Origin of the sequence: Bacillus sp. R86525, assembly GCF_042466195.1 — a bacterium.
Classification (GTDB): domain Bacteria; phylum Bacillota; class Bacilli; order Bacillales; family Bacillaceae_G; genus Bacillus_A; species Bacillus_A nitratireducens.
The window spans coordinates 2,365,579-2,391,631 of the sequence record NZ_JAXHPX010000007.1; the positions used below are offsets into that span (position 1 = coordinate 2,365,579).

Consider the following 26,053-nt stretch of genomic DNA (forward strand, 5'->3'; position numbering starts at 1 on the left):
TACTTCTTGAAAGCACAATTTATTACCCATACGATTGTTTAGGATAGTATGTATCTTTCTGAAACGTGCTAAACCTATGAATGATGAGCGGAACTGTAAGCATCTTTATATAATCTTGATATAGATTTCTCTTTATCTTTCTATGAACATGAGATTATCTAAATATGAACAAGCTACACTCTCCTTAGAAAGAAGTAAGGAGAGGTATTTATGAAATATATTAGGAAAGAAACATTTTGTTTATTAACTATCGCAGGACTAGGTATATGTATAGGTATGTCAAATAGTGAAAGTCCTATAAGTGAAAGAAAACAACCAGTTATTATGCAAGAAGTCCAACAAAAACCAGAAGTAATTGAAAAAGAAAATATATCAATAGAAAAAGAGGTAATAAAGCCATTAGATGTTCCGCTGATCTTACAAAAACCAGAATTGATGCGCGGTTGTGAGGTAACAAGTCTCGCTATGGTATTACAATTTTCAGGAGTGCAAGTAGATAAAATGGAATTGGCTTCTAAAATAAAGCATGTACCATTTCAAATAAATGATTTAAAAGGAAATATGCATAAGGGGTTTATTGGAGATATGTCTACTTTTGATAAACACGGATTAGGTGTTTATGTAGAGCCGATTTTAGAATTGGCAAAGTTGTATGTTTCAGATGAGAAAGTATTGGATTTAAGTCATAAAGAACCTGAACATATATATAACATGATAGATCAGGCACAACCTGTATGGGTAATAACAAATGCTCTGTTTAAACACTTACCAGATAACCAATTTTATACTTGGAAAACAGATGCAGGGGAAATGAAAGTGACATATCAACAACATAGTGTGGTTGTGACAGATTATGATGAACAATATGTATATATTAACGATCCACTAAAGAAAGACAAACATAGAGCGATTAATCGGAATGATTTTGAACAATCTTGGATTCAGATGGGAAAACAAGCGATGACCATTTCGATTTAAAGTGAACGTAGATGGGATGAGAATAGAAATGAAAAAAGTTTTAATCATAGAAGATGAAAAAATTATACGAGAGACTGTAGCACATTATTTTTCGCATGATGGATATGAAGTAGTAACAGCAGAAGATGGCCAAATTGGATTAGAATTGTTTGCTGCGCATGATAGTGATATCAGTTTAATCATACTAGATATTATGCTCCCAGTAATGGATGGGTGGTCAGTTTGTAGACGTATTCGCAAGAACTCTAACGTTCCTATTATTTTATTAACGGCTCGAAGTGATGAGGATGATACATTGCTTGGATTTGAACTAGGGGCAGATGATTATGTAACGAAACCATTTAAACCTACAATTTTATTAGCGAGAGCAAAGCGCTTATTCAAAGGTACAAATCAAAATGTACAATTTCAGGACTGCATTGATTTATGTGGTATTCACTTAGATAAATCGGCACGTTCTGTTTCAATAGATGGTCAAAAGATAGATTTTACACATACTGAGTATGAAATTTTACAATCTTTAATGCAGCATAAGGAACAAGTGCTAACAAGAGAGCAATTAATCACGAATATTTGGGGGTATGATTATGATGGAGATGATAAAACATTAACTGCACATATGCGTAATGTACGTTTAAAACTTGGTGAGAAAGCAAAGCACATCACTACTGTTGTTCGTACGGGATATAAGTTCGAGGTAGAGAAATGATGAGAAAGAAAATCGTGTTTCAGTTATTTACACTTACATTTTTACTATGTTGCATGATCATCGCAACTATCTTTTTCGGACAAATGTATGTGATGAAATACTTGTATATAGATAAAGAAAAAGAAAATGTTCAGAAGCAATTACAACAGTATTATACATTTTATGAAGGTCATAAACAGGATGAAAATAAACTTCAGAACAAGGAACTTTCCTATGCGAATCAGCAAGGTATTATGATTGCACGGCTCGATGAAGAAGCAAATATTAAGAAGCTACCATCAGGAGATTACTATATTAAAGTAGCTGATAAAAATGATCCAAGTCGGACTACTAAAGTTGTATTTAATAATTTAATGAATGCAAAGAGAGATATGGATTCTAATTTCAGTATTTTAATTACAAGTTTGATCAACAAGACAAATAAGATAGCTATTATGGATACAGCAAGTAAAGGGCCGAATAAGGATATCGTCGTTCCTACAACATTGAAAATAAAAGGCTATGATGGAGGATTTGTTTCGCCTTTATATTATCAAATCAATAAACACATGATGCATGGTGCTAAAAATGGTTTTAAGATTTTTTCAAGAGAAGAAAGCGAAAAGTATTATTTTTTGGAAGGAATTGTAAAAGAAATTAGTTTCCCTGTTTACTCCAATCCAGAAATTAACAATACGTTGTATAGTAATGAAGTGTTTGCAAATCGTATTTTGCAATTTCAATCGGAATGGATTATGGATAAAGTGAAATTACAAGGAGACGAATGGGTTCAGAATGAAATTAGTATAGACGGAATCAAGTATTTAGAAACGATAAAACCACTCATGAAAGATGGACAAGTAAAGGAATTTATTTATACTTTGTCTTCGCTACAACCAATTACAAAAGCAACAGATGTAATGAGTGATTATTATGTATATATTATTGCATTTGTGTTGGTACTATCACTGATTGTAAGTTTGTATTATTCAAGAATTATTACGAAACCGTTATTGAAGATAAATGAAGCAACGAAGAAAATTATGGAGTTTGAGTTTCAAGACAAGCTTTCTATTAAATCTGAAAATGAAATTGGAGAGCTTTCCTCTAACATTAATCAGCTTTCAGAAAGAATGGAAGGGTATATCAATCGGCTAAAAACAGACTTAGAGAAAGAGAAGAAATTAGAACAGACAAGAAAAGATTTTATTGCAGGCGTTTCACATGAATTAAAAACACCACTCAGTGTGATGCAAATATCTGCATCTATGCTGCAAGATGGTATTGCACCTGAAATGAATCAATATTATTGGGAAGCATTAGAAAAAGAAATAGAGAAAATGAATGTACTAATTGATGAAATGCTAAATTTAGCTAAATATGAATCAGGAACGTATCAAATACAGATGGAGCAAGTTAACATAGGTGATTTAATTCAAAAGGCAGAACAAGATTTACATGTTCAAATTGATGAAAAATCACTACAAATCAAATTGAATATAGATCGAGTGTGTGTGAAGGGGAAACCGAATTTATTGGAACAGGTTATAACAAACTTGTTTACAAATGCGATTCGTTATACAGATGCGAAACAAATCATTGTGATTGATGTAAAAGAGGAACAACAAGGCGTATATATAGGGTTTGAAAATAAAGGCTCACATATAGCAGAAGAAAATATAGATAAAATATGGGATCAGTTCTATAGGGTGGATAAATCAAGAAAACGAGTATGTGGTGGAACGGGTCTTGGGCTTTCTATTGTAAAAAACATATTTGATTTACATGGTGCAAAGTACGGCGTTACCAATACTGAGGATGGTGTATTGTTCTATTTCCGTTTAGAAAAGTGGGATGGAAAGTAGTAATATAAAACAGTTGTAGTAAACAGCAAAGGTGCGAAGTCTAATTTAAGGCTTCGCACCTTTTTTGTTTAATGATTGTTATTACGAAGCTACTAATAATAGAATGATCGAACTGTAGATTCATTATTTTTTAAAAGTAAAATTCATTTTAACTTGATATGAACTTGATGTGCCTTAAGTATGATTGAAAAGGAACATAAAGATGTAAAGAAAGGAATTTTTAGATGATTAGGTATAAAAAAATTGTAAGTATGATGGCTATACTTATTTGTATTACTGGAGGTTTTTTTCTATTTCAATGTATTATTTCTCCAGCTAAAGCTATACGAGGTCAAGTGAACTCTGTTCAACTAGTAAGTAATCAAATGAAGGTAGAGAATGAAAAAAGCGTACCGGATATATACAACGGTAAAGTACGAAAGGTAGCATATTTAACATTTGATGATGGTCCTGGTAAATATACTTCTGAGTTATTAAATATTTTAAAAGAAAATGACGTGAAAGCTACTTTCTTTTTAATCGGTCCAAATATTCATCAATATGTAAAAGAGGTAAAGAGAGAGTCAATGGAAGGGCATTATGTAGGAATGCACAGTATGACTCACAACTATAAGCCGTTATATAAAGAAAATAAATATGTAATTGAAATGAAAGAGACTCAAAAAGTTATAGAAAATATTCTTGATTATAAACCAACATTGACAAGACCGCCTTATGGTTCTACAGGATTTACAGAAAATATAAGGAATCAAATTGTTGAAAATCAGTTAAAAGTATGGGACTGGACGATTGATTCATTTGATTGGAAATTTACCAAATTACCACTAGAGCAATCCGTGCCTCAAATAGTCAATAATGTCGTTTCAAAGGCAACTCAAAATAGAGAAGTAATACTATTACATGATATTCACCAGCAATCTGTTAAAGCAGTGCCGTTTATTATTAAGGGGTTAAAGGAAAAAGGTTATGAATTTGAGACGTATAGTGAGTCATCACATTTTGCGTTAAATTTCTGGCATGATAGTCGGCTATAAATATAAAAGTTTAGTATGGATAGGAAGGAAATGAATAGTGAGAAATAAGTTAATAGGTATAAGTTGTATGATTGTGATGATATGTATTTCCATTACTTATATCGACCAATCTATTGGTAAAGCATCTGAAAATAAAAACTATGAATCTAATAAGCACGCTGTAAAGAAAGATAATAGGGAGAATGAGGCTTTGAAAGATGAAGGAAGTTCTTCTGATCATATATATATGGTAGTAAATAAAGAGTATGGGCTACCTGCTAATTATAAACCTGAAGATTTAGTAGTACCAAATGTACCATTCTCGTTTAAAGGAACTTTAGAAAAGAGTCATCTACGTAAAGAAGCAGCTGAAGCGTTAGAAACGTTATTTAGTTTAGCAAATCAAGAAGGTATCCAGTTGAATGCTGTTTCAGGCTTTCGTTCGTATGACTATCAAAAAAGACTGTATGAAAATAATGTGAAAAGAAAGGGGCAAGAGCATACAGATCGGTTTTCAGCAAAACCAGGACATAGCGAACATCAAACAGGGTTAACGATAGATGTTTCTTCAAAAAGTGCAAATAATGAACTAGAGCTATTTTTTGCTAAAACTAAGGAAGGGAAATGGCTGAAAGAAAATGCGCATCGTGCAGGATTTATTATTCGTTATCCAAAGGAAAAGGAGAATGTAACTGGTTATGCGTATGAACCTTGGCACATTCGCTATGTAGGGGATATCGCTGAAAAAATATACAAGGAAAACCTCACTTTAGAAGAATATATGAATGAGAGACAGGAAAGCTGAAGTGAATCGGAATCTTCGATATGCCAAAACATAAACGTGAATACATAGGAGAAGAACGAAAAATTAATGGTTAATAAACATCCGAATACAACGGGGTTATTGAATTAAGCTTCTAAAAAAAGAAGAAAACGCAATATTGAGTGGATAAAGTAATACAGTTAATGATTAAAGAAGGAGTAAAAATCAATTTTAATTCAGTTTCAGAAAAAGCACTTGTTTCTAAAGTATATTTATATAGAGAACCCTTAATCAAAAAAACGATTGAAGAGTTACGTCAACAGCAAGAAGGCATATATGATTTTAAAAAGGTAAAAAGAAGGACATCTGATGCCCAAAAAGATGTAATCATAGAAACTTTAAAGAATAAGATCAACCTTTTAAAACATAAGAACAAGCTATTAGAAAGTGAAAATGAGCACCTAAAAACACAACTAAAAAAGAATTAGAAAAAGTGTATGAAAATTTATAAATATATGATATCGTCGTATCAGTTTTAAGATAACACACTTAATAGAGCCAGTGACTTTGAACACTTTTATTTTAAGAAAAAGAATTTAAAGCATAATGATACATATTAAAATCTTTTGCAAATATCTCTTGAACCAATTGAATTGTTTCTGTGTCATAAAAACTATCATAAGTAGGTAGTCTCGGGAAAAGAGGTGTTGTAATATCACCTTCTGCATAAACGCCTTTGTAAATCATCTTACTCCCTTGATAATGCCAAGATTTTGATAACAGATCTAATGGTGATTTTTTTAATTTATATACTTCTTCTAGTTTCGAAATTCCTGTGTTGAAATTTTCTAGATAAATATAGTTCGTAACAAATTCCTCTTCCCCTTGTATATATTGTTGTGTAAAGTGAGGATCTACTTGATCTAATTTCGTCATGTGTGCTTTTAAATAATACAAAAATAGTTTAAAGGAAATGGGTTTATTGCAGGTTTCATCACCATACAGAAATTGTCGAATGGGTTTCCATGCAGGATTCTCGATATTTGGTGGCGGAATCAGAGCAACAAAAGAACTTACTGCTCTTCTATAGGGATTTCTTACTAGTTTGTAAGTATTATTCTCTTTAGCTTGTAATCCACTCGCTAATTGTGCTAAATAATGTGTAGAGTTCTTATATACTTCATACTCATAGTTGTGAATGAACGGGTTGTATTTTATCGCTTCTTTAAATAAATTAATTTGATAAAAAAACCAGTGTGCTAGCGACGTACAACCACTTTTTTGGCTCCAAAACAAGATTAGAGGGAAATCTTTATGAAAATGAGGTATACGTTCTTGCTTAAGGATAAAATTATATAGTTCTGTATGATTCATTTTGAACCTCCGTTCTTATATAGTAAAAACATAAAACGTTTTCAATAAGGGATAACTAGCTTTAGTCCACTGATACAAATAATGATAGCTAAAAATATTTGAAGAGGTTTAACAGGGATTTTAGTGGAGAATTTACTACCAAGTATGACTCCTGGAATAGAACCGATAAGTAAATTAATTGTTAATATATAATCTACGTTTCCTAAATTTATATTTAATATGCTTGCAACTGTTACTAATAAAAAAGCATGTGTAATATCTGTGCCTACTAATTCGGATGGTCTCAGTTGATATAAATATATCATTGCAATAGCAAATAAAGAGCCTGATCCAACAGAAGTAAGTCCCACGATAAAACCGAGTATTGCACCAATAAGAATTGTTAGGCTCTTTTTTTGTGCCATAGTCTGTTTTTGAAAAAAATTTTGTGTAGATTCATTATAGAAAAATGTTTTTATAAAAATAGAAATTGCTGCAAAGATTAAAACATATCCTAATATATATTTTATGATTCCCTCTCGATTGTAATGAAAAATTGGCAAAAAATGAATAGTTACTATTGCGATAACTGCACTAGGGATGCTCCCAATAGCTAGATATTTTACTAATCTAAAATTGATAGTCTTCTGTTTCCAGTGTTGGGATATTCCAAACATTTTAGTGATAGAATTATATACTAGATCTGTTCCAACAGCTACGGAAGGATTTATACCCAATGTTAGGAGAAATGGAGTCAATAATGCTGCGCCTCCTATCCCTGTTACCCCAACTAACACTCCTATGATGAAACCCATCATTATAATAGAAATACTCATTATATTCCCCTTCCATACTGATGGCTCTTACTATTCGTTACCATTTTTAAATAGCCGTTATATATGGGGATTTATAAGGGATATTTGGTGAAAAAATTCTATTTTTCTTATATCCATACATATCAAAAGAAAGAGTAACTAAATGAAAAATGATAACTAGTCATACCATTGTATTTAAATACCAATGTAAGGGTGCTTAATTTTGTAGATGAAATGTTAGTGTATTAAAAATAACTCATATATGTATCTGAAATTTCTAGTCACATTGAAATTTAAATAGCGGTACAGCCGACATACGTGTGAAAATAGTTATAAGGATACGCTCTTTTGTGAATTTGTTTATCTTGAGGTTAGGCTATATAGATTACATAAAGCTAAAAAGTTGTTGTCATTCAAGAATTAAACGAAGATCTTCAGTTTGTTGTGCATATTGCATGAACCTGTCCCATGCGCATAAAGAAAGTATAAAAAATGTTTAAAAAATATTCCTTTTTAATGGTGAAAATAACATCAGTATTTGAATATTGAAGGGAGGTTAACATCTTAATAAAATAATTTAATAGTACCTAAAAAGTTAGCTATGATATAAGGAGCATAATAGTAGCGGGAACACATATTATATAAAGATAAATGAAGTGTAATATAATCTCGCATATCAATATAATGCAGTCGTATTATAGGAGTTGATGATGTGGCTGATAAAAATGAAATGCAAAAAATATATGAATTGCTTCAAGCTCATGCAATAGATCCTGATTTAATTGGGCCTACTTTTCCACCAATTCCATCAATAACATTTCCTACAGGACCGACAGGAGACACGGGAGCAACCGGAAGTACAGGAGCAACAGGGGATACGGGAACAACCGGAAGTACGGGTCCAACAGGACCAACGGGAGCAACCGGAAGTACGGGTCCAACCGGAAGTACGGGTCCAACAGGAGATACGGGAGCAACAGGAAATACAGGACCAACAGGAGATACGGGAGCAACAGGGGATACGGGAACAACCGGAAGTACGGGTCCAACAGGAGATACGGGAGCAACAGGAAATACAGGACCGACAGGACCAACGGGAGCAACCGGAAGTACAGGACCAACAGGGGGAACGGGAGGAACGGGAGCAACCGGAAGTACGGGTTCAACAGGAGATACGGGAGCAACAGGAAATACAGGACCGACAGGACCAACGGGAGCAACCGGAAGTACGGGTTCAACAGGAGATACGGGAGCAACAGGAAATACAGGACCGACAGGACCAACGGGAGCAACCGGAAGTACGGGTTCAACAGGAGATACGGGAGCAACAGGAAATACAGGACCGACAGGACCAACGGGAGCAACCGGAAGTACGGGTTCAACAGGAGATACGGGAGCAACAGGAAATACAGGACCGACAGGACCAACGGGAGCAACCGGAAGTACGGGAGCAACAGGAGACACGGGAGCAACCGGAAGTACAGGTCCAACAGGAGGAACGGGAACAACCGGAAGTACGGGAGCAACCGGAAGTACAGGTCCAACAGGAGGAACGGGAACAACAGGAAATACAGGACCAACGGGAGGAACGGGAGCAACCGGAAGCGGAGCGATTATACCATTTGCTTCTGGTGGCCCGGTAATTCTGACTACAATTGTGGGTGGACTGATAGGGACAACAAGTCTAGTTGGATTTGGGAATTCAGCAACAGGTATATCGCTTGTTGGTGGGAATATTGATTTGACTGGTACGGCATTAGGACCCATTATAAATTTTGCATTTTCAATGCCGCGTAGTGGTACCATTACTTCGTTAGCAGCATATTTTAGTATTACTGTCGCATTAAGCTTGGTTGGTACGACAGTGACATTAACTGCGCAATTGTATCAGTCAACTACTCCAGATAATACTTTTAGCCCGATTCCAGGGGCAATAGTTACTTTAGCCCCCCCTTTAACGGGTGCATTAGCTCTAGGAACTATATCATCTGGGATAATAACAGGATTGAATATTCCGGTAACCCCAGCAACAAGGCTTTTATTAGTTTTTTCTGCTACAGCTTCTGGTGTTTCACTTGTTAATACTATTACGGGTTATGCAAGTGCAGGATTAGGCATTAATTAAATGCATTTAAGGTTACTATTTTGATCTTTATACAAGTCTCGAATGAGGTTTTAATATTTATAAATCAAATTAACCAATGTAATAACTCATTTAAAAGCGATAGAAATGAAAAAATACACCTTCATTTATTGAAGGTGTATTTTTATTTTAATACTGCATGGGTTTATATACCCATATCGTATATCAAATCTTTTTTATAAGTACATAACATAAATTGAATTTTGAATCATTCTTTTTTAGTAAGTAAAAAGAATATCGTTAATAGTTAGTCTTCTTCCTAAAAATATCGACGTCAATCAGTTGTTATTACTCCGTTCTTTAAAGAGTTTAAGTGATCTGCACATAGAACGTGACATTTTTTGCAAAGTGTACGTAAATTTCGAATGCTATTACTGCTCTTTAAACACCTGACCTTTTAAAATGAAGTTATACTTAAAAATTCAAATAGTGTATTTAAGTGAGAAATAATATTGACAACGGAATAGATGAGTTTTTCATGGATATGACCGCAAGTATCCATTTGTTTGCGAGTAATCCGTGCCAGCTAATCAGAACATCAATTTTAATAGCGTAGCAAGTGAGGCAGGTGTTGCTAAAGCAACGCTCTACAACAATACTGGAGTACGTGAACGGATTGAATCCTTACGTCAGCAACAAGCCCAAGTTTCTACCCAAAAGCAAATTAAACGGGAAACGGATGAAAACAATAAGGACGCCATTATTGCTTCATTAAAACGTAAAATTAAGAAATTAGATGAGGAAAATAAAGAACTACGTGAGCAGTTAAAATTTGCTTATGCAGAAGTTTATAAAAAAAACTGAGGGCAATCCGTTTCCTACTTGTTCAACAAACGGGTCATATAACGGAATAAATTCTTGTTAAAATTAAAAATATTTGAAATAATTGTTATTAAGTTAAAGGAGAGCAATTGCAGAAAAAGGTGACACGACTTTCTCTTACTTAAGAATTGTGGAATAGTTAAAAAATCCGATTAATTATATTTCGAAAGGGTGTGTGTAATATATTATCAACTAATGTTTTTACTTATAAATCTAAGGATGGAAAAACAGTAATAATTAGAGAAGCTAAAGAACAGGATGCAGAAAGAATGCTAAATTCTGCTTCAAAGGCTTTAATAAACGCTCCATACATGTTAAGTACGGTTGAGGATGTAAAAAAGATGAGTGTTGATGGTATTCAAAAAACGTTAAAAGCTTATCATAAAAATCCAAATTATGTACAGTTTATTGCTGAAGTTGATGGTAAGTTAGTCGGTACAATAGATTTTAAGAACGGAAACAAAGAAAAAATTAATCATCAAGGGGCTTTTGCGATGACCATACTACCTGAATATCGAAATTATGGTATTGGAAGAGCTCTTCTAGAAACGTTAATCAATTGGGCTAAAAATAACAGTAAGATTGAAAAAGTTTGTCTTGAGGTAATGGAAGATAATTTAGGTGCAATCCAGTTATATAAGAATCTAGGCTTTTTTGAAGAGGGTAGAAAAGCAAAGGGTGTAAAATTGGATGATGGCTATCAAGATTTAATATTAATGGCTTTATTCGTTTGAAATTGAACATTATTCAACAATAGGGCGCGATTGTTGAACATGAAGTAAAAGGGCGATACATATTAGTCATGTCTAATATGTATCGCCCTTTATTTTTTATGACTTTTTACAATTTAGGTCTTGATAACGAACGGCCAGTATGCCAGAGCAGTTCGCAGTTATTAAAGAAATTATAAGTGAACAAACGAAAGTCCCACGTCCAATCTTAACGCGGGATGCAAAGGAAATGATTGAAAATAAGCTGCTATGTTCATTTTTAGGTGAAGAAGAGGTTTTACTTACATATTATAAGGATGGCTATCTATATAAAAATTACATAACAGTAGTCAATATTAATCCAATAAATGAGACGATTATATGTACTGATGTATTTTATAATAAACGAATGTTTAAGTTTGTTGATGTAATTGAAGTGAATTAGAGGGGGAGAAATAAAAATAATTATCTCTTCCTAACTTAATTATATCATGTAAATCAAGTTCGAAATAGACTGTTTATTCTCATTTACTACTGCTACAATCAAGAACACACGCATAGTAAGGAGAGATGTTACATGAGTTCTTTCGTTCTCGATTTTCAGGAAATAGAAAACACACAGCTTTCGCTCGTTGGTGGAAAAGGTTTGAATTTAGGGGAGTTATCCAAAATTCAAGGTTTACAAGTGCCAGAAGGATTTTGTGTTACAACGGTAGGGTATGAAAAGGCCATCGAGCAAAATGAAGAGCTTCACACTTTGTTGCAGCAGCTAACAAAGCTGAAAATGGAAGAGCGAGCTCAAATTGGTGAAATTAGTAAGAAGATTAGAGATGTTATTATGGCAGTAGAAATCCCTTCTGATGTAGTGGAAGCGGTAGCTCATTATCTCTCATGTTTTGGAAATGAACATGCGTATGCCGTGCGTTCTAGTGCCACGGCTGAAGATTTACCGTATGCCTCGTTTGCTGGTCAACAAGATACGTATTTAAATATTATCGGAGAAGAAGCAATTTTACAGCATGTAAGAAAGTGTTGGGCTTCTTTATTTACAGAGCGAGCAGTCATGTACCGAATACAAAATGGTTTTGAACATAGCCAAGTTTCTATATATGTTGTCGTTCAAAAAATGGTTTTCCCGCAGGCTTCGGGCATTTTATTTACTGCTGATCCGGTTACTTCTAACCGAAAGGTGTTATCAATTGATGCTAGTTTTGGGCTTGGTGAGGCGTTAGTATCAGGACTGGTCTCTGCCGATAATTATAAAGTAAAAGAAGGCGAAATTATCGGAACGATGATCGCGACTAAAAAATTAGCTATCTATGCTTTAAAAGAGGGCGGAACAGAGACGAAACAGATTGATCCGGTTCAGCAAAAGCTTCAAACATTGTCTGAACAACAAATTTTACAACTAGCACAGATAGGAAGGCAGATCGAAGCTTATTTTGGCTGTCCGCAAGATATTGAATGGTGTTTAGTGGATGATACATTTTATATTGTCCAAAGTCGCCCAATTACGACTTTATATCCAATTCCTGAAGAAAATGATGGGGAGAATCATGTGTATATATCGGTTGGCCATCAACAAATGATGACCGATGCGATGAAACCACTAGGGTTATCTTTTTTCCTGTTAACGACTAATGCTCCTATGCGTAAAGCGGGAGGAAGGCTGTTTGTGGATGCTACACAAAGATTAGCTTCACCTGCTAGCAGAGATTTCTTAATAAATACTTTAGGAAAATCGGATCCGCTCATAAGAGATGCATTAACGACTGTAGTCGAGCGAGATGATTTTATTAAATTGTTACCGGATGATGAAAAAGAAAAGAGTGTTGGTAAAAGTGTGCCACCTACAAGCTCGCAACCACAAATCGAAAACGATCCGGCAATCGTTACGGATTTAATAAAGACTAGTCAAGCATCACTTGAAGAGTTAAAACGAAATATGCAAACAAAATCAGGGGTGGATGTACTTGAGTTTATTTTGGAAGATATTCAGCAATTAAAGAAAGTATTATTTAATCCGCAAAGTATTGCTGTCATTATGGCTGGTATGAATGCTTCAACATGGATGAATGAAAAGATGGAGCAATGGCTAGGCGAAAAGAATGCAGCAGACACACTCTCTCAATCCGTACAAAACAATATTACGTCTGAAATGGGGCTAGCATTACTAGACGTTGCTGATATGATTCGGCCGTATCCAGAAGTTATTGCGTATTTACAACATGTAGAAAATGATAGTTTTTTAGATGAATTAGTTCAATTTAAAGGCGGAGAAAAAGCTCGAGATGCCATTCGAACTTTTCTAAATAAATACGGGATGAGGTGTAGCGGAGAAATTGACATTACGAAAACGCGCTGGAGTGAAAAGCCAACAACTATTATCCCGATGATTTTAAATAATATAAGAGATTTTGAAACTGGCGCGAGTAAGCGGAAGTTTGAAGAAGGACTGCAAGAGGCTTTGAAAAAAGAAGAAGAGTTAGTAGATCGATTACAGCATTTGCCGGATGGTAAACAAAAAATAGAAGAGACGAAGCGAATGATTCGTAACATCCGGAATTTTATCGGTTATCGTGAATATCCAAAATACGGCATGATTAATCGCTATTTCATATATAAGCAGGCAATATTGAAAGAAGCCGAGCAACTCGTGCAAAATAGCGTTATTGATGAAAGAGAAGATATATACTATCTAACTTTTGAAGAACTTCTCGAAGTCGTCCGCACGAATAAACTAGATTACGGGGTTATTAATAAACGGAAAAATGAGTACAAATTATATGAAAAACTAACGCCTCCACGTGTTATCACGTCTGATGGAGAAATCATTACAGGTAAATATAAACGAGAAAATCTCCCGGCTGAAGCAATCGTAGGTGTGCCTGTTTCTTCAGGAGTGATTGAGGGGAGAGCACGCATTATTTTAAATATGGAAGATGCGAATTTAGAAGATGGAGATATATTAGTTACTGCCTTTACTGACCCTGGATGGACACCATTGTTTGTGTCTATAAAAGGGTTAGTTACTGAAGTTGGCGGGCTCATGACGCACGGGGCAGTGATTGCACGTGAATACGGATTGCCAGCAGTCGTTGGGGTAGAGAATGCTACGAAACGAATAAAAGACGGACAGCGAATTCGGGTACATGGAACAGAAGGGTATATTGAAGTATTGTAATGAAATAAAAGATCATCCGCTATTATAGTGGATGATCTTTTATTATATAGCTGACTTATTTCTTTAAACCAGCCGCATAAAAAGGTCCATGAACTGCGATTGTTGATAAAATACGAGCAATTTCCTCAGGTGTTTCTTTTTGCCCGTTATTTAACCATTGCTGAATAACACCTATATGAGCAGATGCCATATAAGAAGTTAAGTATTGGCTTGGGACAAGCAAATACTCCTTATTAATGAGAGGACCATTCGTATCTTCAAATAGTGTTTTCCACATAAAGTCTTTCAGTTTTGTTTGGAAAGATAAATCTCCTTTTGGGCTTAGTACAGCTTTCATAAAATCGCTATTTTCGTTTAGAAATTCAAGGATAGAAGCGATAAGTATAAATGGCATTGTTGGGGAAGGGCTTGATCCAAGATCAGCAATAACTTCAGGCAATCTCTGTTTGGCAATGCTAGAAAACTCATGCATAATTTCCTCTTGGCATTTCGTCATTAAATCAAATTTATCTTGATAATGTGCATAGAAAGTGCCTCGATTTATGTTTGCTTTCGTTGTAATATCTTTCACTGTAATGGCGTCAAAACCTTTTTCCTCAATTAATTCCACTAATGCATTTCGTATGGCAGTTTTCGTACGAATAACACGTAAATCTAAATTACTATCGCGCAAAGTATGTCCCTCCTTCATTTTAGCCAACACATTTCAAGGATGTGTCTTATAACCGACACATTCACGATTTTTGATTATTGTATAAGGTTCAACTCGAACATATAATTCAAATATAAATAAACAACACGTTGTTGGTTATTATAAATCAAATTAAAGGAGGAGAAAAGAAAATGTTTAAAAATAAACTTTTATTGTTATCTCCAGTTATTGCACTACTTGTTGTTTTTATTTTTTCATTAACATTATTTCCAACCGTTCAACCTAAGCCGAAAAACTTACCAATCGCAGTTGTAAATGAGGATCAAGGAGTAGAAATTCCGAATCAACCGAAGATGAATATGGGGCAAACGATTGTTGATAATATGAAAAAGACATCAAAATCAGATGAAGAACCTGCGGTGAAGTGGGTAGAAGTGAAAAATAAAGAAGCAGTTCAAAAAGGCTTAAATAATCAAGAGTATTACGCAGCGTTAGTTATTCCGAAAGACTTTAGCACAAAACAAGCATCATTACGAACACCACAGCCATCTTCGCCAGAGATAGAAATATTAATAAATCAAGGAATGAATACAGCGGCATCAACTATGGCAGGACAAATGTTAAATGGTATAGTTGATAATATGAACAATACTGTTCGTACACAACTATTAGAAGGATTGAAAGCAAAAGGAGCTACATTAACAGCAGATCAAGTTTCAAATGTAGTCACACCTATTACGAAGAAAGTGACAAATGTGAATGAAATCGGCAAAAATAGTGCGAACGGTAACTCGCCAATGTCTTTATTCCAGCCGTTATGGATTGCAAGTTTAGCGAGCGCAGCAATTATCTTTATTGCGATAAGTAAAATGCCAGTAGGTACAAGAAAAGAAAACTTCGTATTAAAACTAAAACAAATAATAACAGGAGCTATTGCGACACTTGTCATTGGATTTGGGCTTACATGGATCGCAGATGGCATGGTAGGTTTAAATATTTCGAATTTCACGGATACAGCGTTGTTCTTATCTATTACATCCTTTAGTTTCTTCTTAATGATATCGGCGGTACTTTCAATAGTTGGACTAAAGGGAATCGGTTTATTTGCTCTCTTACTATTCTTCGGAGCACCGTTATTATCGTTAGCACCTGAAATGTTGTCGCCATTTTACCAAGACTGGGTGTACGCATGGTTGCCAATGCGATTTATGATTGAAGGGCTTAGAGAAATATTCTTCTTTGGAAAAGGGTTAAGTTGGAGTATACCTGTTACTGTGCTCGTTTGGATTGGTGTGATAAGTATGGTTATCATTCTAGCGACTGCTTTCAAACGTACGGTAGTAAAGGAACAAAAAACTGAAGTGAATGCATAAAAATAAGTAAAGAAAAAACCGTTTCACTAGTAGTGAAGCGGTTTTTATGTTGAAATACAAGTAAGGGTGCAAAATATATTGATATAATGAAAGGGAGTTAGTTGCTTTTTAAGCTAACTGTCCATTATCTAGGCTTGGGATGAAGAAATCCTACTAAAAAATTTGTTGTGATATATAATTATTATCTCTGATATACTTTAGTTTTGTTAGTTTTTCTACATTTTTTACTATACAACGTGAAATCGTAGAGGGTGTTGCAAAGTTAACAAAACATAAACATGCAAAAATAAATGCATAAGAAATATAGTACTCGAGATTATCTCTAAAAAATAAGGATCTCATAATAATGTTCTTTTAAGATGGTATAAACAAAATAGACTAGTTTAAAATTGAACGTATGAAAAAGGAATGAGAGGAAGAGCGAAATGAAGCAGATTTCAATATTAATAGTGGATGATGAGGTGGAAATTGCTGAATTAATTGGGATACATTTAGAAAAAGAAGGTTATCATGTTGTGAAAGCTACTGATGGAGAAGAAGCTGTTCTTATCATTCAATCGCAACCAATTGATTTAGTTATTTTAGATATTATGATGCCAAAAATGGATGGTTATGAAGTAACACGGCAAATTCGTGTGAAGCATAATATGCCAATCATTTTTCTAAGCGCGAAAACATCTGATTTTGATAAGGTGACAGGTCTTGTACTAGGTGCGGATGATTATATGACAAAGCCTTTTGCACCAATTGAATTAGTTGCGCGTGTAAATGCACAATTACGTCGATTTTTTACGTTAAATCAACCGAAAGTAGAGGAGAATAAATCCGTTTTAGAAGTAGGCGGAGTGGTTATTAATCTTGAGCAACGAAAGCTAAATGTATACGGAGAACAAATTGAATTAACCCCAAAAGAGTTTGATATTTTATATTTATTAGTGAGCCATCCGAAAAAAGTATACAGTGTGGAAAATATCCTTCAGCAAGTGTGGGCGGATGATTATTACGATGGTGGAAGTACAGTTGCGGTACATATTCGTACTTTACGAAAAAAAATTGGGGAGGATACAAGAAAGAATAAGTTAATAAAAACGGTATGGGGGGTAGGTTATACTTTCAATGGCTAACATGATGAGAAGTTTTCGTTTTAAAATGATTGCTTTGTTTGCACTAAGTATGGTGTTAGCAGCTGGTGTTACATATATACTTGTTAAAATAGTAGGTTTCTGTTTAAGAATGAGGTTTAGTCATGAAGATTATATACACATTTTACTTCTGGTTAGAGGAAATATTTATCTTTCTTTTATTTCCGTCGCACTACTATCTACTTTGTTTTTTTTCTTTTTAACAAAACAATATTTAAAGTATTTTGATGAAATTTCTAATGGCATTCATCATCTGGCTAAAGGAGATTTTGCAAATAAGGTTTATATTTCATCAAATGATGAATTTGGCGATATTGCACGTGAAATTAATATAGCGAGTGGAAAATTAAAAGAGGCGGTTGAAAGAGGCGACTTCGCTGAAAGTAGTAAAGATCAGCTTGTTGTAAACTTAGCCCATGATTTAAGAACGCCATTGACATCTGTGCTTGGTTATTTAGATTTAATTCTCAAACAGGAGAATTTAACGAAGGAACAGATTGAATATTATTCTACAATTGCATTTGCAAAATCACAACGACTTGAAAGTTTAATTGATGAGTTGTTTGAAATCACACGAATGAATTATGGCGTACAAAAATTAGATAAAGAATCCATTAATATACGTGAATTACTCATTCAGCTAGATGAGGAATTATACCCATTACTGGAAAAGAATCAATTAGAGGTGAGATCAAATATTGAACCTCATTTATTTATTAATGGTGATGGGAATTTGTTAGCTCGTGTATTTGAAAATCTTGTAACAAATGCGGTTCGATACGGAAATAAAGGACACTTTATTGATATGAATGGATATATTGAAGATGGAGATGTTGTTGTACAGATTGTTAATTATGGAGAAAGCATTCCAGAAGAAGATTTGCCCTATCTTTTCGATATGTTTTATACAGGTGATAAAGCAAGAACAGTCCATAAAAACAGTACGGGCCTTGGATTATATATTGCTAGAAATATTATTGAGCAACATAATGGGAAGATTTCTGCTGAGAGTAATGTAATTAGAACAATATTTGAAGTAAGATTGCCAAAAGAAGAGAGTTCAAGAATTTAATAAAAATTTAATGTTTACCCCACTTTTTATTTAATTAGTTTTTTCTATCCTATACGTATGTTAGGTAAAGGAGGAACTGGTAATGAAAAAGTGGGGCTTTTTATATTGTACATAGTATGTACGGGGCTTTATATATCATTTTCAAAAACGTTCAAAAATTATTAAAGAAAAGGACGTACAGTTTCTAAAAGTAAAACACATGAAAAAGTGAGGATATTATGATATGAAGAAAGCAAAAAAACTAGTCATCGTTGGTGTGATCACAATTGGTTTAGGAGTCGGGTCGTATATGACATTTGCAGGAGAATCTGAACCAGTTAAAACTTATAAAACATATGAAGTGACAGAAAAACAAATAGAGAATGAGCAAAAATTAGGTGGCGAAGTTATCCCAAATGGTATAGAAATAATTTCATTTGATCCAACAAAAGGTACGGATGAATTAGCTGCTAAAAAAGGTGATGAAGTAAAAAAAGGACAGCTTCTTTTTAAATATAATGACCCTATTACTAAACAAGGTGTAACAGAAGCGGAAATGCAAAAGAAAATTGCACAAAAAGAAGTAACATTGCATCAGAAACAAATTGATGCAGCGAAGCAGAAACTAAAAAAAGATAAAAACGCTGGTCTTCCTGAGGAAGCGTTAAAAGCATCAGAAATCGAAGTTCAACAATTAGAACCACAACTTGAAATGAAAAAGTTTGAGGTAGAAAAAGCTGATGAAATGATTAAAGCAGCAAAAGAGAAATTAAATACTCTTTCTGTAACAAGCCCGGCCGATGGTGTAATTGACGATATTGTGAAAATTGCAGATGAGAAATCCGGTATGAGTGGCATTACACTTCATCACGCTGGCCCCTTTAAAGTAAAAGGTCAACTGTCTGAATATGAGCTTACTAATATGAAAGTTGGGCAAGAAGTAACGGTTTCATCAAAAGTGGTTGCCGGTAAGACTTGGACAGGAAAAGTAACAGAAATCGGCTCTACACCACTAATGAGTATGGATGAAAACAAAACAGTTTCTAATTATCCATTCACTGTCACATTAGATAATAGTGAAGGATTACAAAATGGTTTCCACGTATATGTAATGAGTAAATCTGGCGAAGCAACAGGCACAATCGTTCCAAAAACTAGCATCTTGAAAAAAGGAGATAAAACGGTTGTTTACGTAGTAAAAGACGGAAAAGCAAAAGAGCAAGTTGTTACGGTTGAATTTGAAACAGGTAGTGAAGCGAAAGTTTCAGGAGTGAAAAAAGGAGAGCAAATTATCTCTACACCTACTGTAAATCTAAAAGATGGTATGGAGGTTGTCGCTCAATGATTAACTTACAAGGAATCACAAAATCTTTCCAAAATGGTTCAGAATCCATTCAAATATTACACGGGATTGATGTAACGCTGAATCAAAGAGATTTTACTTCTATCATGGGACCGTCTGGTTCTGGTAAATCTACATTAATGAATATTATCGGTTGCTTAGATAAGCCCACGGCGGGTACGTATGAATTAGCTGGTCAAAATATTTCAAACATGTCTGAAACAGAACTCGCACATGTTCGAAATAAAGAGATTGGATTCGTGTTCCAAAACTTCATGTTACTTCCAAGACTTACAGCGCTACAAAACGTTGAATTACCGCTTATTTATGCAGGAGTCGATAAAAAAGAAAGACGTGAGCGTTCGTTAGCGGCTTTAACAAAAGTCGGTTTAGCTGATCGCGCTACCCATCTTCCAAATGAATTGTCAGGTGGTCAAAAACAGCGTGTTGCAGTCGCACGCGCAATTGTAAATAACCCGAAATTTATTTTGGCAGATGAACCAACAGGTGCACTAGATACGAAAACAAGTGAACAAATTGTAAATCTATTTTACGAATTAAACAAACAGGGATCAACTATTATTATGATTACCCACGATCGTGAAATAGGGGAAGCCGCAGCGCGTCGAATTGTCATTCGTGATGGAATCGTTGTTCAGGATTGGAGAGAATAAATTTGAATATAAATGAAAATATACGTATGGCTATAGCTTCTATCTTTACACATAAAATGCGATCCATTTTAACGATGCTGGGAATTATTGTTGGAATCAGTGCGATTATTACGATTCTCGCAATGGGTGATGGACAAACCGCAAAGATGCAAAAAGAGTTTGAAGAAAACAACCATATGGATGAAATGGATATAGAGTATAACAATCCGGATTTCCCACTAGAGAAAGCGAAAATTACACCAGATATGGTAAAGCAATTACAAGTGATACCAGGTGTAAAGGATGTGTATCCACAGGTATACATGTCCATAAAAGCATATACAGGGTCGCAAGATGTTGCTTTTAGTTTGGCTGTGGGAACAGGTAATTTTATGCAGGACCGTAAAATGAAAATTGTACATGGGCGTGAGTTAACAGAGGATGAACTAAAAAAACCAATCCCTGTAGTCATTCTCCATGAAGATTTATTTACAAAGCTATTTGGTACTTGGAAAGATGATTTATATATAGACATAAAAGGAAAACCATACAAGATTGTTGGAGCGTACAAAAATGAGGGGAGTTTTGCGCGGCCATTTAAAGTGTATGAAGGATATACATCGATTGACAATGCAATGTTGATTTCAGGAATCGAGGAATACGAATCAGTGAAAATTAAATTATCTTCTGCTAATGATCGTGAAGAAGTAGGGAAACAAGCTGTATCTGTATTAAATGAATTGAAATCACCGGAATTTGAGCATCCATTTACAGTAGTGGATACGGGAACATATAGGCAAGGGTTTGAAGAAAATGCCCAAATGATGAAAATGGTATTCGCTAGTATCGCTGGGATTTCTTTAATCGTAGGTGGTATTGGTGTAATGAATATCATGCTTGTATCTGTTACAGAGCGTACGCGTGAAATAGGTGTTCGAAAAGCACTTGGCGCAACGAGAAGGAAAATATTAATGCAATTTCTCATTGAAGCTTGTATTTTAACAGCATTGGGCGGAGTAATTGGTTTTGGATTAGGTATTATCTTTGCTTGGGTAGCGGCAATCACTGGTGGATGGCCACTCGTTATTTCCGTAAATCTCGGTCTACTATCTGTTGGAATATCTATATTTATTGGTATTGCCTCTGGTATACTTCCAGCAAATAAAGCAGCTAAATTGGACCCAATTGATTGTCTTCGATATGAATAATAGTGTAGGTGAAAGGTAAGATGTTTTAAAAAAGAGTAAATACCCCTATGGGTATTCACTCTTTTTTAAATAAGGACTTTCATAAGGTAACCCAAAAGTTAAGTAATTTTAATTCTAATTTTATATAGATTTTTTGGCTATAGATATGAAGAAAAGAAAGGAATATAAAAATGAAAACAGTATTAGAAGCAAAAAATATTAAAAAAGTATATGACACAGGCGGAAATACATTTGAAGCGTTGAAAGGTATTAACTTACAAGTAATAGAAGGTGAATTCGTTGGAATTATGGGACCTTCTGGTTCAGGTAAGACGACTCTATTAAATGTTCTTTCTACAATCGATAATGTGACGAACGGTGAGATTTTAATTGATGGAGAAGATATCGTGAAGATGAATGATGATACGTTGGCATTATTCCGTCGCAATCATTTAGGTTTCATTTTCCAAGATTATAATTTATTAGATACGCTAACGGTGAAAGAGAATATTGCCCTTCCACTTGCGCTATCAAAAGTGGAAGCGAGCGAAATTGATCGACTCGTTTTGGAAATTGCGAAGAAGTTTGGGATTGAGCATATTTTAAATCAATTCCCATACCAAGTATCTGGGGGACAGAAGCAGCGCTGCGCAGCATCTCGTGCAATAGTTACAAATCCAAGTATGATTTTTGGAGACGAGCCAACAGGAGCGCTTGACTCTAAGTCAGCAACAAATTTATTAGAAAGTATGAAGTTATTAAATGAACAGGATAACTCAACCATTTTAATGGTGACGCATGACGCGTTTGCGGCAAGTTACTGTAAACGAGTGGTTTTCATTAAAGATGGTGAGTTATGTAAAGAATTACATCGCGGGGAATTAACACGTAAACAGTTCTTCCAACAAGTAGTTGACGTAATGTCCGTCATTTCCGGAGGTGCAATTGATGACGTTATTTGACATCGTTCAACGGAATATACGACGTAATTTTAAAGAGTATATAATCTATTTTGTGTCCCTAACTGCGAGTATAGTTATCTATTTTATGTTTGCATCACTTCGCTATAATACACAAATAAATGCAGCATTGACTAATAGTGTGGAGACTAAGAACCTTCTTCAATCTGCAAAAGTAGTTCTTATTGTTTTTATTGCCATATTTATTATTTACTCTACAAATTTCTTTATAAAGAAGCGTAAAAAAGAAGTAGGGTTATACTCTTTACTAGGTATAACTAAAAAACAAATCGGTACAATGTTATTTTGTGAAACCATAATAATGGGGAGCGTAGCTTTAGTAATGGGAGTACTAATTGGTAGTTGGAGTTCAAAGCTAGCTTTTGAAATACTAATGAGTTTAATGAAATTAAAGGTGCCCGTTCATTTTGAGTTTTCTATAAAGGCGCTGATAGACACATCCGTAGTTTTTTTAGCTATTTTATTATATACGGCTTGGAGAAACTCTCGCATAATTTATCAATTTTCTTTAATTGAGATGTTTCAAGCTGATCATCAAGGGGAAAGTATGCCAAAAGTATCTAGAATCATGGCATACATGAGCATTATTTTAATAGGATTAGGTTATTTGTCAGCCTTTTTTATTCGTGAAATCATAAAAATTGTGCAGACCCCTACGGATAAGCAACCTATGTATATTCCGGCCATTATTTTAATTGCAATTGTTCTTGGGACATATTTATTATTCACGTCTTATACAGTTGTTATATTAAAGAAAATGAGAAGTAGAAGGACAATGTTTTATAATGGTATGAGCATACTGAACATTTCACAGTCATTATATCGAGTAAAAGGAAATGCAAGGTTACTTGCGACAATTGCTATATTAAGTGCCGTAGCTTTAACAGCGATTGGGACTGTTACATCGGCATATTTTTATGGAGAAGCTGAAGCAAAAAACAAGGCACCGTACAGTTTTTCATATGAAAAACAAGAGGATGCAATTGAAAAGGGCATACAGGGTGTTTTCGAAGAGAACAAGAAAAAAAATTCAATTATCCGTGATTTTGAAGTTGAAATGGTAACAGTTAAGGGAGGGCCTTTTGAGGAAGAAGGAAATACAAGTCTACCCAATCCCCCTTATAAAATAGCATATGATTTTCAGCTTATATCCCAATCTATTTTGAATAATAATGCTAAAAATTTAGGAGTGAAGAAAGTCAAATTAAATCCAGGAGAAGTAGTTATATATAATCTACAGCCTGATAAGAATTTTGAAAAGGGAAATAGAATTCAATTACCCCTTGAAGTTGAGCCGAAAATATCTGTCATTCAGGGTATCGAAATGCGTAAACTAACAAATTTAGGAGATTTGGTTGTCATTGTACCTGATCAGCTCTATGAAAGGGTTAAGCAAACACATCAGACCTATATTGTGAAAAATATTGATGTAACGCAACAAAAGGATAGTAAAGAGTTGACAGAAGGTTTATTAAAGATAGTTCCTGCTGCTGATGATATTAAAATCAATACTTTCTATAAAACAAATTTAGATGTTATGGAGACGTATGGGACTATATTATTTATTGGAGGTTTTTTAGGGGTTGTATTTGTACTGGCAACAGGTTCTATTATCTATTACAAACAATTATCTGAAGCGCATGCTAATCAGAGATATTATGAGACTCTTCGTAAGATTGGTGTTACGAAAAAAGAGGTAAGAAAGTCAATTTCAAAACAAGTTCGTTTTAGTTTTATTTTACCCGTGATAATTGGACTTGTTCATAGCTTATTTGCTTTACCAGTAATAAGCAACATGCCTATATTTAATATCATAATTCCTATTTTAATTAGTAGCAGTGTATATTGCATAATTTATTTCGGATATTATGTGTTAACTGTTTATTCGTATTTTAAAATTGTATATAAATAAGAATCAATAAATTTTTTGATGTGATATCAATAAAATAAGAAGAGGAAATAAAACTGAATTAAACATTTAAAAGATAAAAACGTTTCACTAGTAGTGAAGCGTTTTTTTGTGGTGAAATCATTATAGAGTATTTAATCGACAGGAAATGAAAGTAGTGATAGCTAGATTGTTTCAATGTTTTAAAAGGATTGGAGTAAAAGGGCTATAAGAATGAGTCCATGCTGTTCTTTTATGTATACATGCTCCTACTATTTCGAAATGCATAAAATGTTATGTGAAATAATGGAGGGGATACGATGTATAATTCGAATTATGATGATTGGTATAGGCAAAATGATAAGCTGATTCGTGATATTGAAAAAGCTATAAACGGAGAGTATAGCGCTATAAGTTGTTATGCAAAATTAGCTAACATGGCTCCAAATCAAGTAGAACAAAAACAAATTCTTGAAATCCGTAATGATGAAATAAGGCATTTTCATCATTTTGTACAAATCTATACGAATTTAACTGGCAGACAGCCGAAACCACAGATTACGGAAAATTGCCCTAATACGTACTTACAGGGATTAGAGTTCGCTATACAAGATGAGCAAAAGACCGTAGATTTTTACTTGGAAATTTCAGATGAAGCAGCAGATGCATCTATGAAAGAGTTATTGCGCAGAATAGCTGCAGATGAACAAAATCATGCGGTGTGGTTTTTATATTATTTTGTGAAGTCGAAGTGAGTGTTAAAAATGAATAGCTGATGTGCTGAACATATTAGAAATTATTTTAAAACGCAGTGCAATAATTGAATGACAAACTTAAATATAAGCAGAAAGAAACCGTCTCATAAGTAGTGGGACGGTTTTTTCGCGGTGAAATACAAGTTACATAGGTATCGACAAAATATAGTAGTTGAATTAGGTATATAATGTATGAAAGGCAGACGGAAATAAATAAGCTAGGAGCAAACAAATGAAAAGAGGAATTACAGTAGATATTCCAAATGAATATGATAATTTACTTTGGAAAGTGTTAAAGCCAATTGATATTTCTTCATTTGATTGGTGGGTGGGGAGTGAGGAGTCATACTTAGTAGCACGTGGTGGATTGGATGAGGCATTATTTCCAGAAGAACCAAGTATAGTGGAAGGATCAGATTTGAAAAGGTTATTTAAAGACAATATATATTATGTTATTTTTGCAGATTTAAAAGCGTATCCAAAAGGAGAGGAAGTAGTAGATATTGAAACATATGAAGAATTTAAAGAGAGTAAGTGTGAATTAGTTTTACTAGTTGCGGATTGTACATACGTCACAGTTTACGCTAAAGACCAAGAAGCGATTGAATTGATGTATGAAAATGCAATTGATCAAGGGTTTTATGTTGAATATGTTACAGACGAAAATGACGGTAAAACGCGTTTATCCGTGTGATA

23 protein-coding genes and 1 pseudogene are annotated in these 26,053 nt (G+C 34.3%); 21 read left to right on the top strand and 3 right to left on the bottom strand.

What is annotated here, in order from left to right:
* Positions 1-210: 210 nt before the first annotated feature.
* The 6 genes from SJY24_RS14705 to SJY24_RS14730 all read left to right on the top strand — a co-directional run bounded on the left by SJY24_RS14705 (position 211) and on the right by SJY24_RS14730 (position 5,795).
* Positions 211-978 carry a C39 family peptidase gene (locus tag SJY24_RS14705; RefSeq protein ID WP_377865151.1) on the top strand — a complete coding sequence of 256 codons (768 nt, stop codon included), beginning with the start codon at positions 211-213 and terminating at the stop codon, positions 976-978.
* A 28-nt stretch (positions 979-1,006) separates the two neighbouring features.
* Entirely contained in the window at positions 1,007-1,687 is a 681-nt protein-coding gene (locus SJY24_RS14710) for a response regulator transcription factor (protein WP_377865152.1), read from the top strand.
* Positions 1,687-3,531, top strand: a complete 1,845-nt coding sequence (locus tag SJY24_RS14715) for a sensor histidine kinase (protein WP_377867259.1) — start codon at positions 1,687-1,689, stop codon at positions 3,529-3,531. Before SJY24_RS14710 ends, SJY24_RS14715 begins: the two co-directional genes overlap by 1 nt.
* Before the next feature lie 224 nt (positions 3,532-3,755).
* Complete coding sequence (locus SJY24_RS14720) at positions 3,756-4,565, top strand: peptidoglycan-N-acetylglucosamine deacetylase (protein WP_377865154.1); 810 nt, start codon at positions 3,756-3,758, stop codon at positions 4,563-4,565.
* A gap of 67 nt (positions 4,566-4,632) precedes the next feature.
* Complete coding sequence (locus SJY24_RS14725) at positions 4,633-5,349, top strand: M15 family metallopeptidase (protein WP_377865155.1); 717 nt, start codon at positions 4,633-4,635, stop codon at positions 5,347-5,349.
* Positions 5,350-5,489: 140 nt separating this feature from the next.
* A complete protein-coding gene (locus SJY24_RS14730) occupies positions 5,490-5,795 on the top strand; it encodes a DUF6262 family protein (protein WP_377865156.1) in 306 nt (101 codons plus the stop codon).
* 94 nt (positions 5,796-5,889) lie between these two features.
* Here the strand turns inward: SJY24_RS14730 and SJY24_RS14735 are convergent, their stop codons facing one another.
* Positions 5,890-6,681, bottom strand: coding sequence for a sulfotransferase family 2 domain-containing protein (locus SJY24_RS14735; RefSeq protein WP_377865157.1), 792 nt, complete (start codon positions 6,679-6,681; stop codon positions 5,890-5,892).
* Between the two features lie 41 nt (positions 6,682-6,722).
* Positions 6,723-7,496 carry a sulfite exporter TauE/SafE family protein gene (locus tag SJY24_RS14740; protein ID WP_377865158.1) on the bottom strand — a complete coding sequence of 258 codons (774 nt, stop codon included), beginning with the start codon at positions 7,494-7,496 and terminating at the stop codon, positions 6,723-6,725.
* Between the two features lie 709 nt (positions 7,497-8,205).
* Between SJY24_RS14740 and SJY24_RS14745 the strand changes: the two genes are divergently transcribed.
* The 5 genes and pseudogenes from SJY24_RS14745 (at position 8,206) to ppsA (ending at position 14,334) form a co-directional block, all read left to right on the top strand.
* Positions 8,206-9,600 carry an exosporium glycoprotein BclB-related protein gene (locus SJY24_RS14745; RefSeq protein WP_483861732.1) on the top strand — a complete coding sequence of 465 codons (1,395 nt, stop codon included), beginning with the start codon at positions 8,206-8,208 and terminating at the stop codon, positions 9,598-9,600.
* A 537-nt stretch (positions 9,601-10,137) separates the two neighbouring features.
* Positions 10,138-10,422, top strand: a pseudogene (locus SJY24_RS14750) (DUF6262 family protein); the annotation flags it as partial.
* 191 nt (positions 10,423-10,613) lie between these two features.
* Entirely contained in the window at positions 10,614-11,174 is a 561-nt protein-coding gene (locus SJY24_RS14755) for a GNAT family N-acetyltransferase (protein WP_377865160.1), read from the top strand.
* A gap of 139 nt (positions 11,175-11,313) precedes the next feature.
* Positions 11,314-11,595 carry a YolD-like family protein gene (locus SJY24_RS14760; RefSeq protein WP_377865161.1) on the top strand — a complete coding sequence of 94 codons (282 nt, stop codon included), beginning with the start codon at positions 11,314-11,316 and terminating at the stop codon, positions 11,593-11,595.
* Between the two features lie 132 nt (positions 11,596-11,727).
* On the top strand, positions 11,728-14,334 hold the full coding sequence (gene ppsA / locus SJY24_RS14765) for a phosphoenolpyruvate synthase (protein WP_377865162.1): 2,607 nt from the start codon (positions 11,728-11,730) through the stop codon (positions 14,332-14,334).
* A gap of 55 nt (positions 14,335-14,389) precedes the next feature.
* On the opposite strand, the gene SJY24_RS14770 is transcribed toward ppsA, so the two are convergent.
* Positions 14,390-15,007, bottom strand: a complete 618-nt coding sequence (locus tag SJY24_RS14770) for a TetR/AcrR family transcriptional regulator (protein WP_377865164.1) — start codon at positions 15,005-15,007, stop codon at positions 14,390-14,392.
* 170 nt (positions 15,008-15,177) lie between these two features.
* On the opposite strand from SJY24_RS14770, the gene SJY24_RS14775 reads away from it, so the two are divergent.
* The 10 genes from SJY24_RS14775 (at position 15,178) to SJY24_RS14820 (ending at position 26,051) form a co-directional block, all read left to right on the top strand.
* Positions 15,178-16,359, top strand: a complete 1,182-nt coding sequence (locus SJY24_RS14775) for a YhgE/Pip domain-containing protein (RefSeq protein ID WP_377865165.1) — start codon at positions 15,178-15,180, stop codon at positions 16,357-16,359.
* Between the two features lie 425 nt (positions 16,360-16,784).
* Complete coding sequence (locus SJY24_RS14780) at positions 16,785-17,483, top strand: response regulator transcription factor (protein WP_377865166.1); 699 nt, start codon at positions 16,785-16,787, stop codon at positions 17,481-17,483.
* Positions 17,476-18,573 carry a HAMP domain-containing sensor histidine kinase gene (locus tag SJY24_RS14785; RefSeq protein ID WP_377865167.1) on the top strand — a complete coding sequence of 366 codons (1,098 nt, stop codon included), beginning with the start codon at positions 17,476-17,478 and terminating at the stop codon, positions 18,571-18,573. Before SJY24_RS14780 ends, SJY24_RS14785 begins: the two co-directional genes overlap by 8 nt.
* Positions 18,574-18,796: 223 nt before the next feature.
* Positions 18,797-19,897, top strand: coding sequence for an efflux RND transporter periplasmic adaptor subunit (locus SJY24_RS14790; RefSeq protein ID WP_377865168.1), 1,101 nt, complete (start codon positions 18,797-18,799; stop codon positions 19,895-19,897).
* Positions 19,894-20,568 carry an ABC transporter ATP-binding protein gene (locus SJY24_RS14795; RefSeq protein WP_377865169.1) on the top strand — a complete coding sequence of 225 codons (675 nt, stop codon included), beginning with the start codon at positions 19,894-19,896 and terminating at the stop codon, positions 20,566-20,568. The genes SJY24_RS14790 and SJY24_RS14795 overlap by 4 nt, the downstream gene beginning before the upstream one ends.
* 2 nt (positions 20,569-20,570) lie before the next feature.
* Positions 20,571-21,755, top strand: a complete 1,185-nt coding sequence (locus SJY24_RS14800; RefSeq protein ID WP_377865170.1) for an ABC transporter permease — start codon at positions 20,571-20,573, stop codon at positions 21,753-21,755.
* Positions 21,756-21,925: 170 nt separating this feature from the next.
* Positions 21,926-22,696 carry an ABC transporter ATP-binding protein gene (locus tag SJY24_RS14805; RefSeq protein ID WP_242309671.1) on the top strand — a complete coding sequence of 257 codons (771 nt, stop codon included), beginning with the start codon at positions 21,926-21,928 and terminating at the stop codon, positions 22,694-22,696.
* Positions 22,683-24,626, top strand: a complete 1,944-nt coding sequence (locus SJY24_RS14810) for an ABC transporter permease (RefSeq protein ID WP_377865171.1) — start codon at positions 22,683-22,685, stop codon at positions 24,624-24,626. Before SJY24_RS14805 ends, SJY24_RS14810 begins: the two co-directional genes overlap by 14 nt.
* A 296-nt stretch (positions 24,627-24,922) precedes the next feature.
* Positions 24,923-25,357, top strand: a complete 435-nt coding sequence (locus SJY24_RS14815) for a ferritin-like domain-containing protein (RefSeq protein ID WP_242309667.1) — start codon at positions 24,923-24,925, stop codon at positions 25,355-25,357.
* A 232-nt stretch (positions 25,358-25,589) separates the two neighbouring features.
* The gene (locus SJY24_RS14820) at positions 25,590-26,051 is read left to right on the top strand and encodes a DUF2691 family protein (protein ID WP_377865172.1); all 462 of its coding nucleotides are present in this window, start codon (positions 25,590-25,592) and stop codon (positions 26,049-26,051) included.
* Positions 26,052-26,053 lie beyond the last annotated feature (2 nt).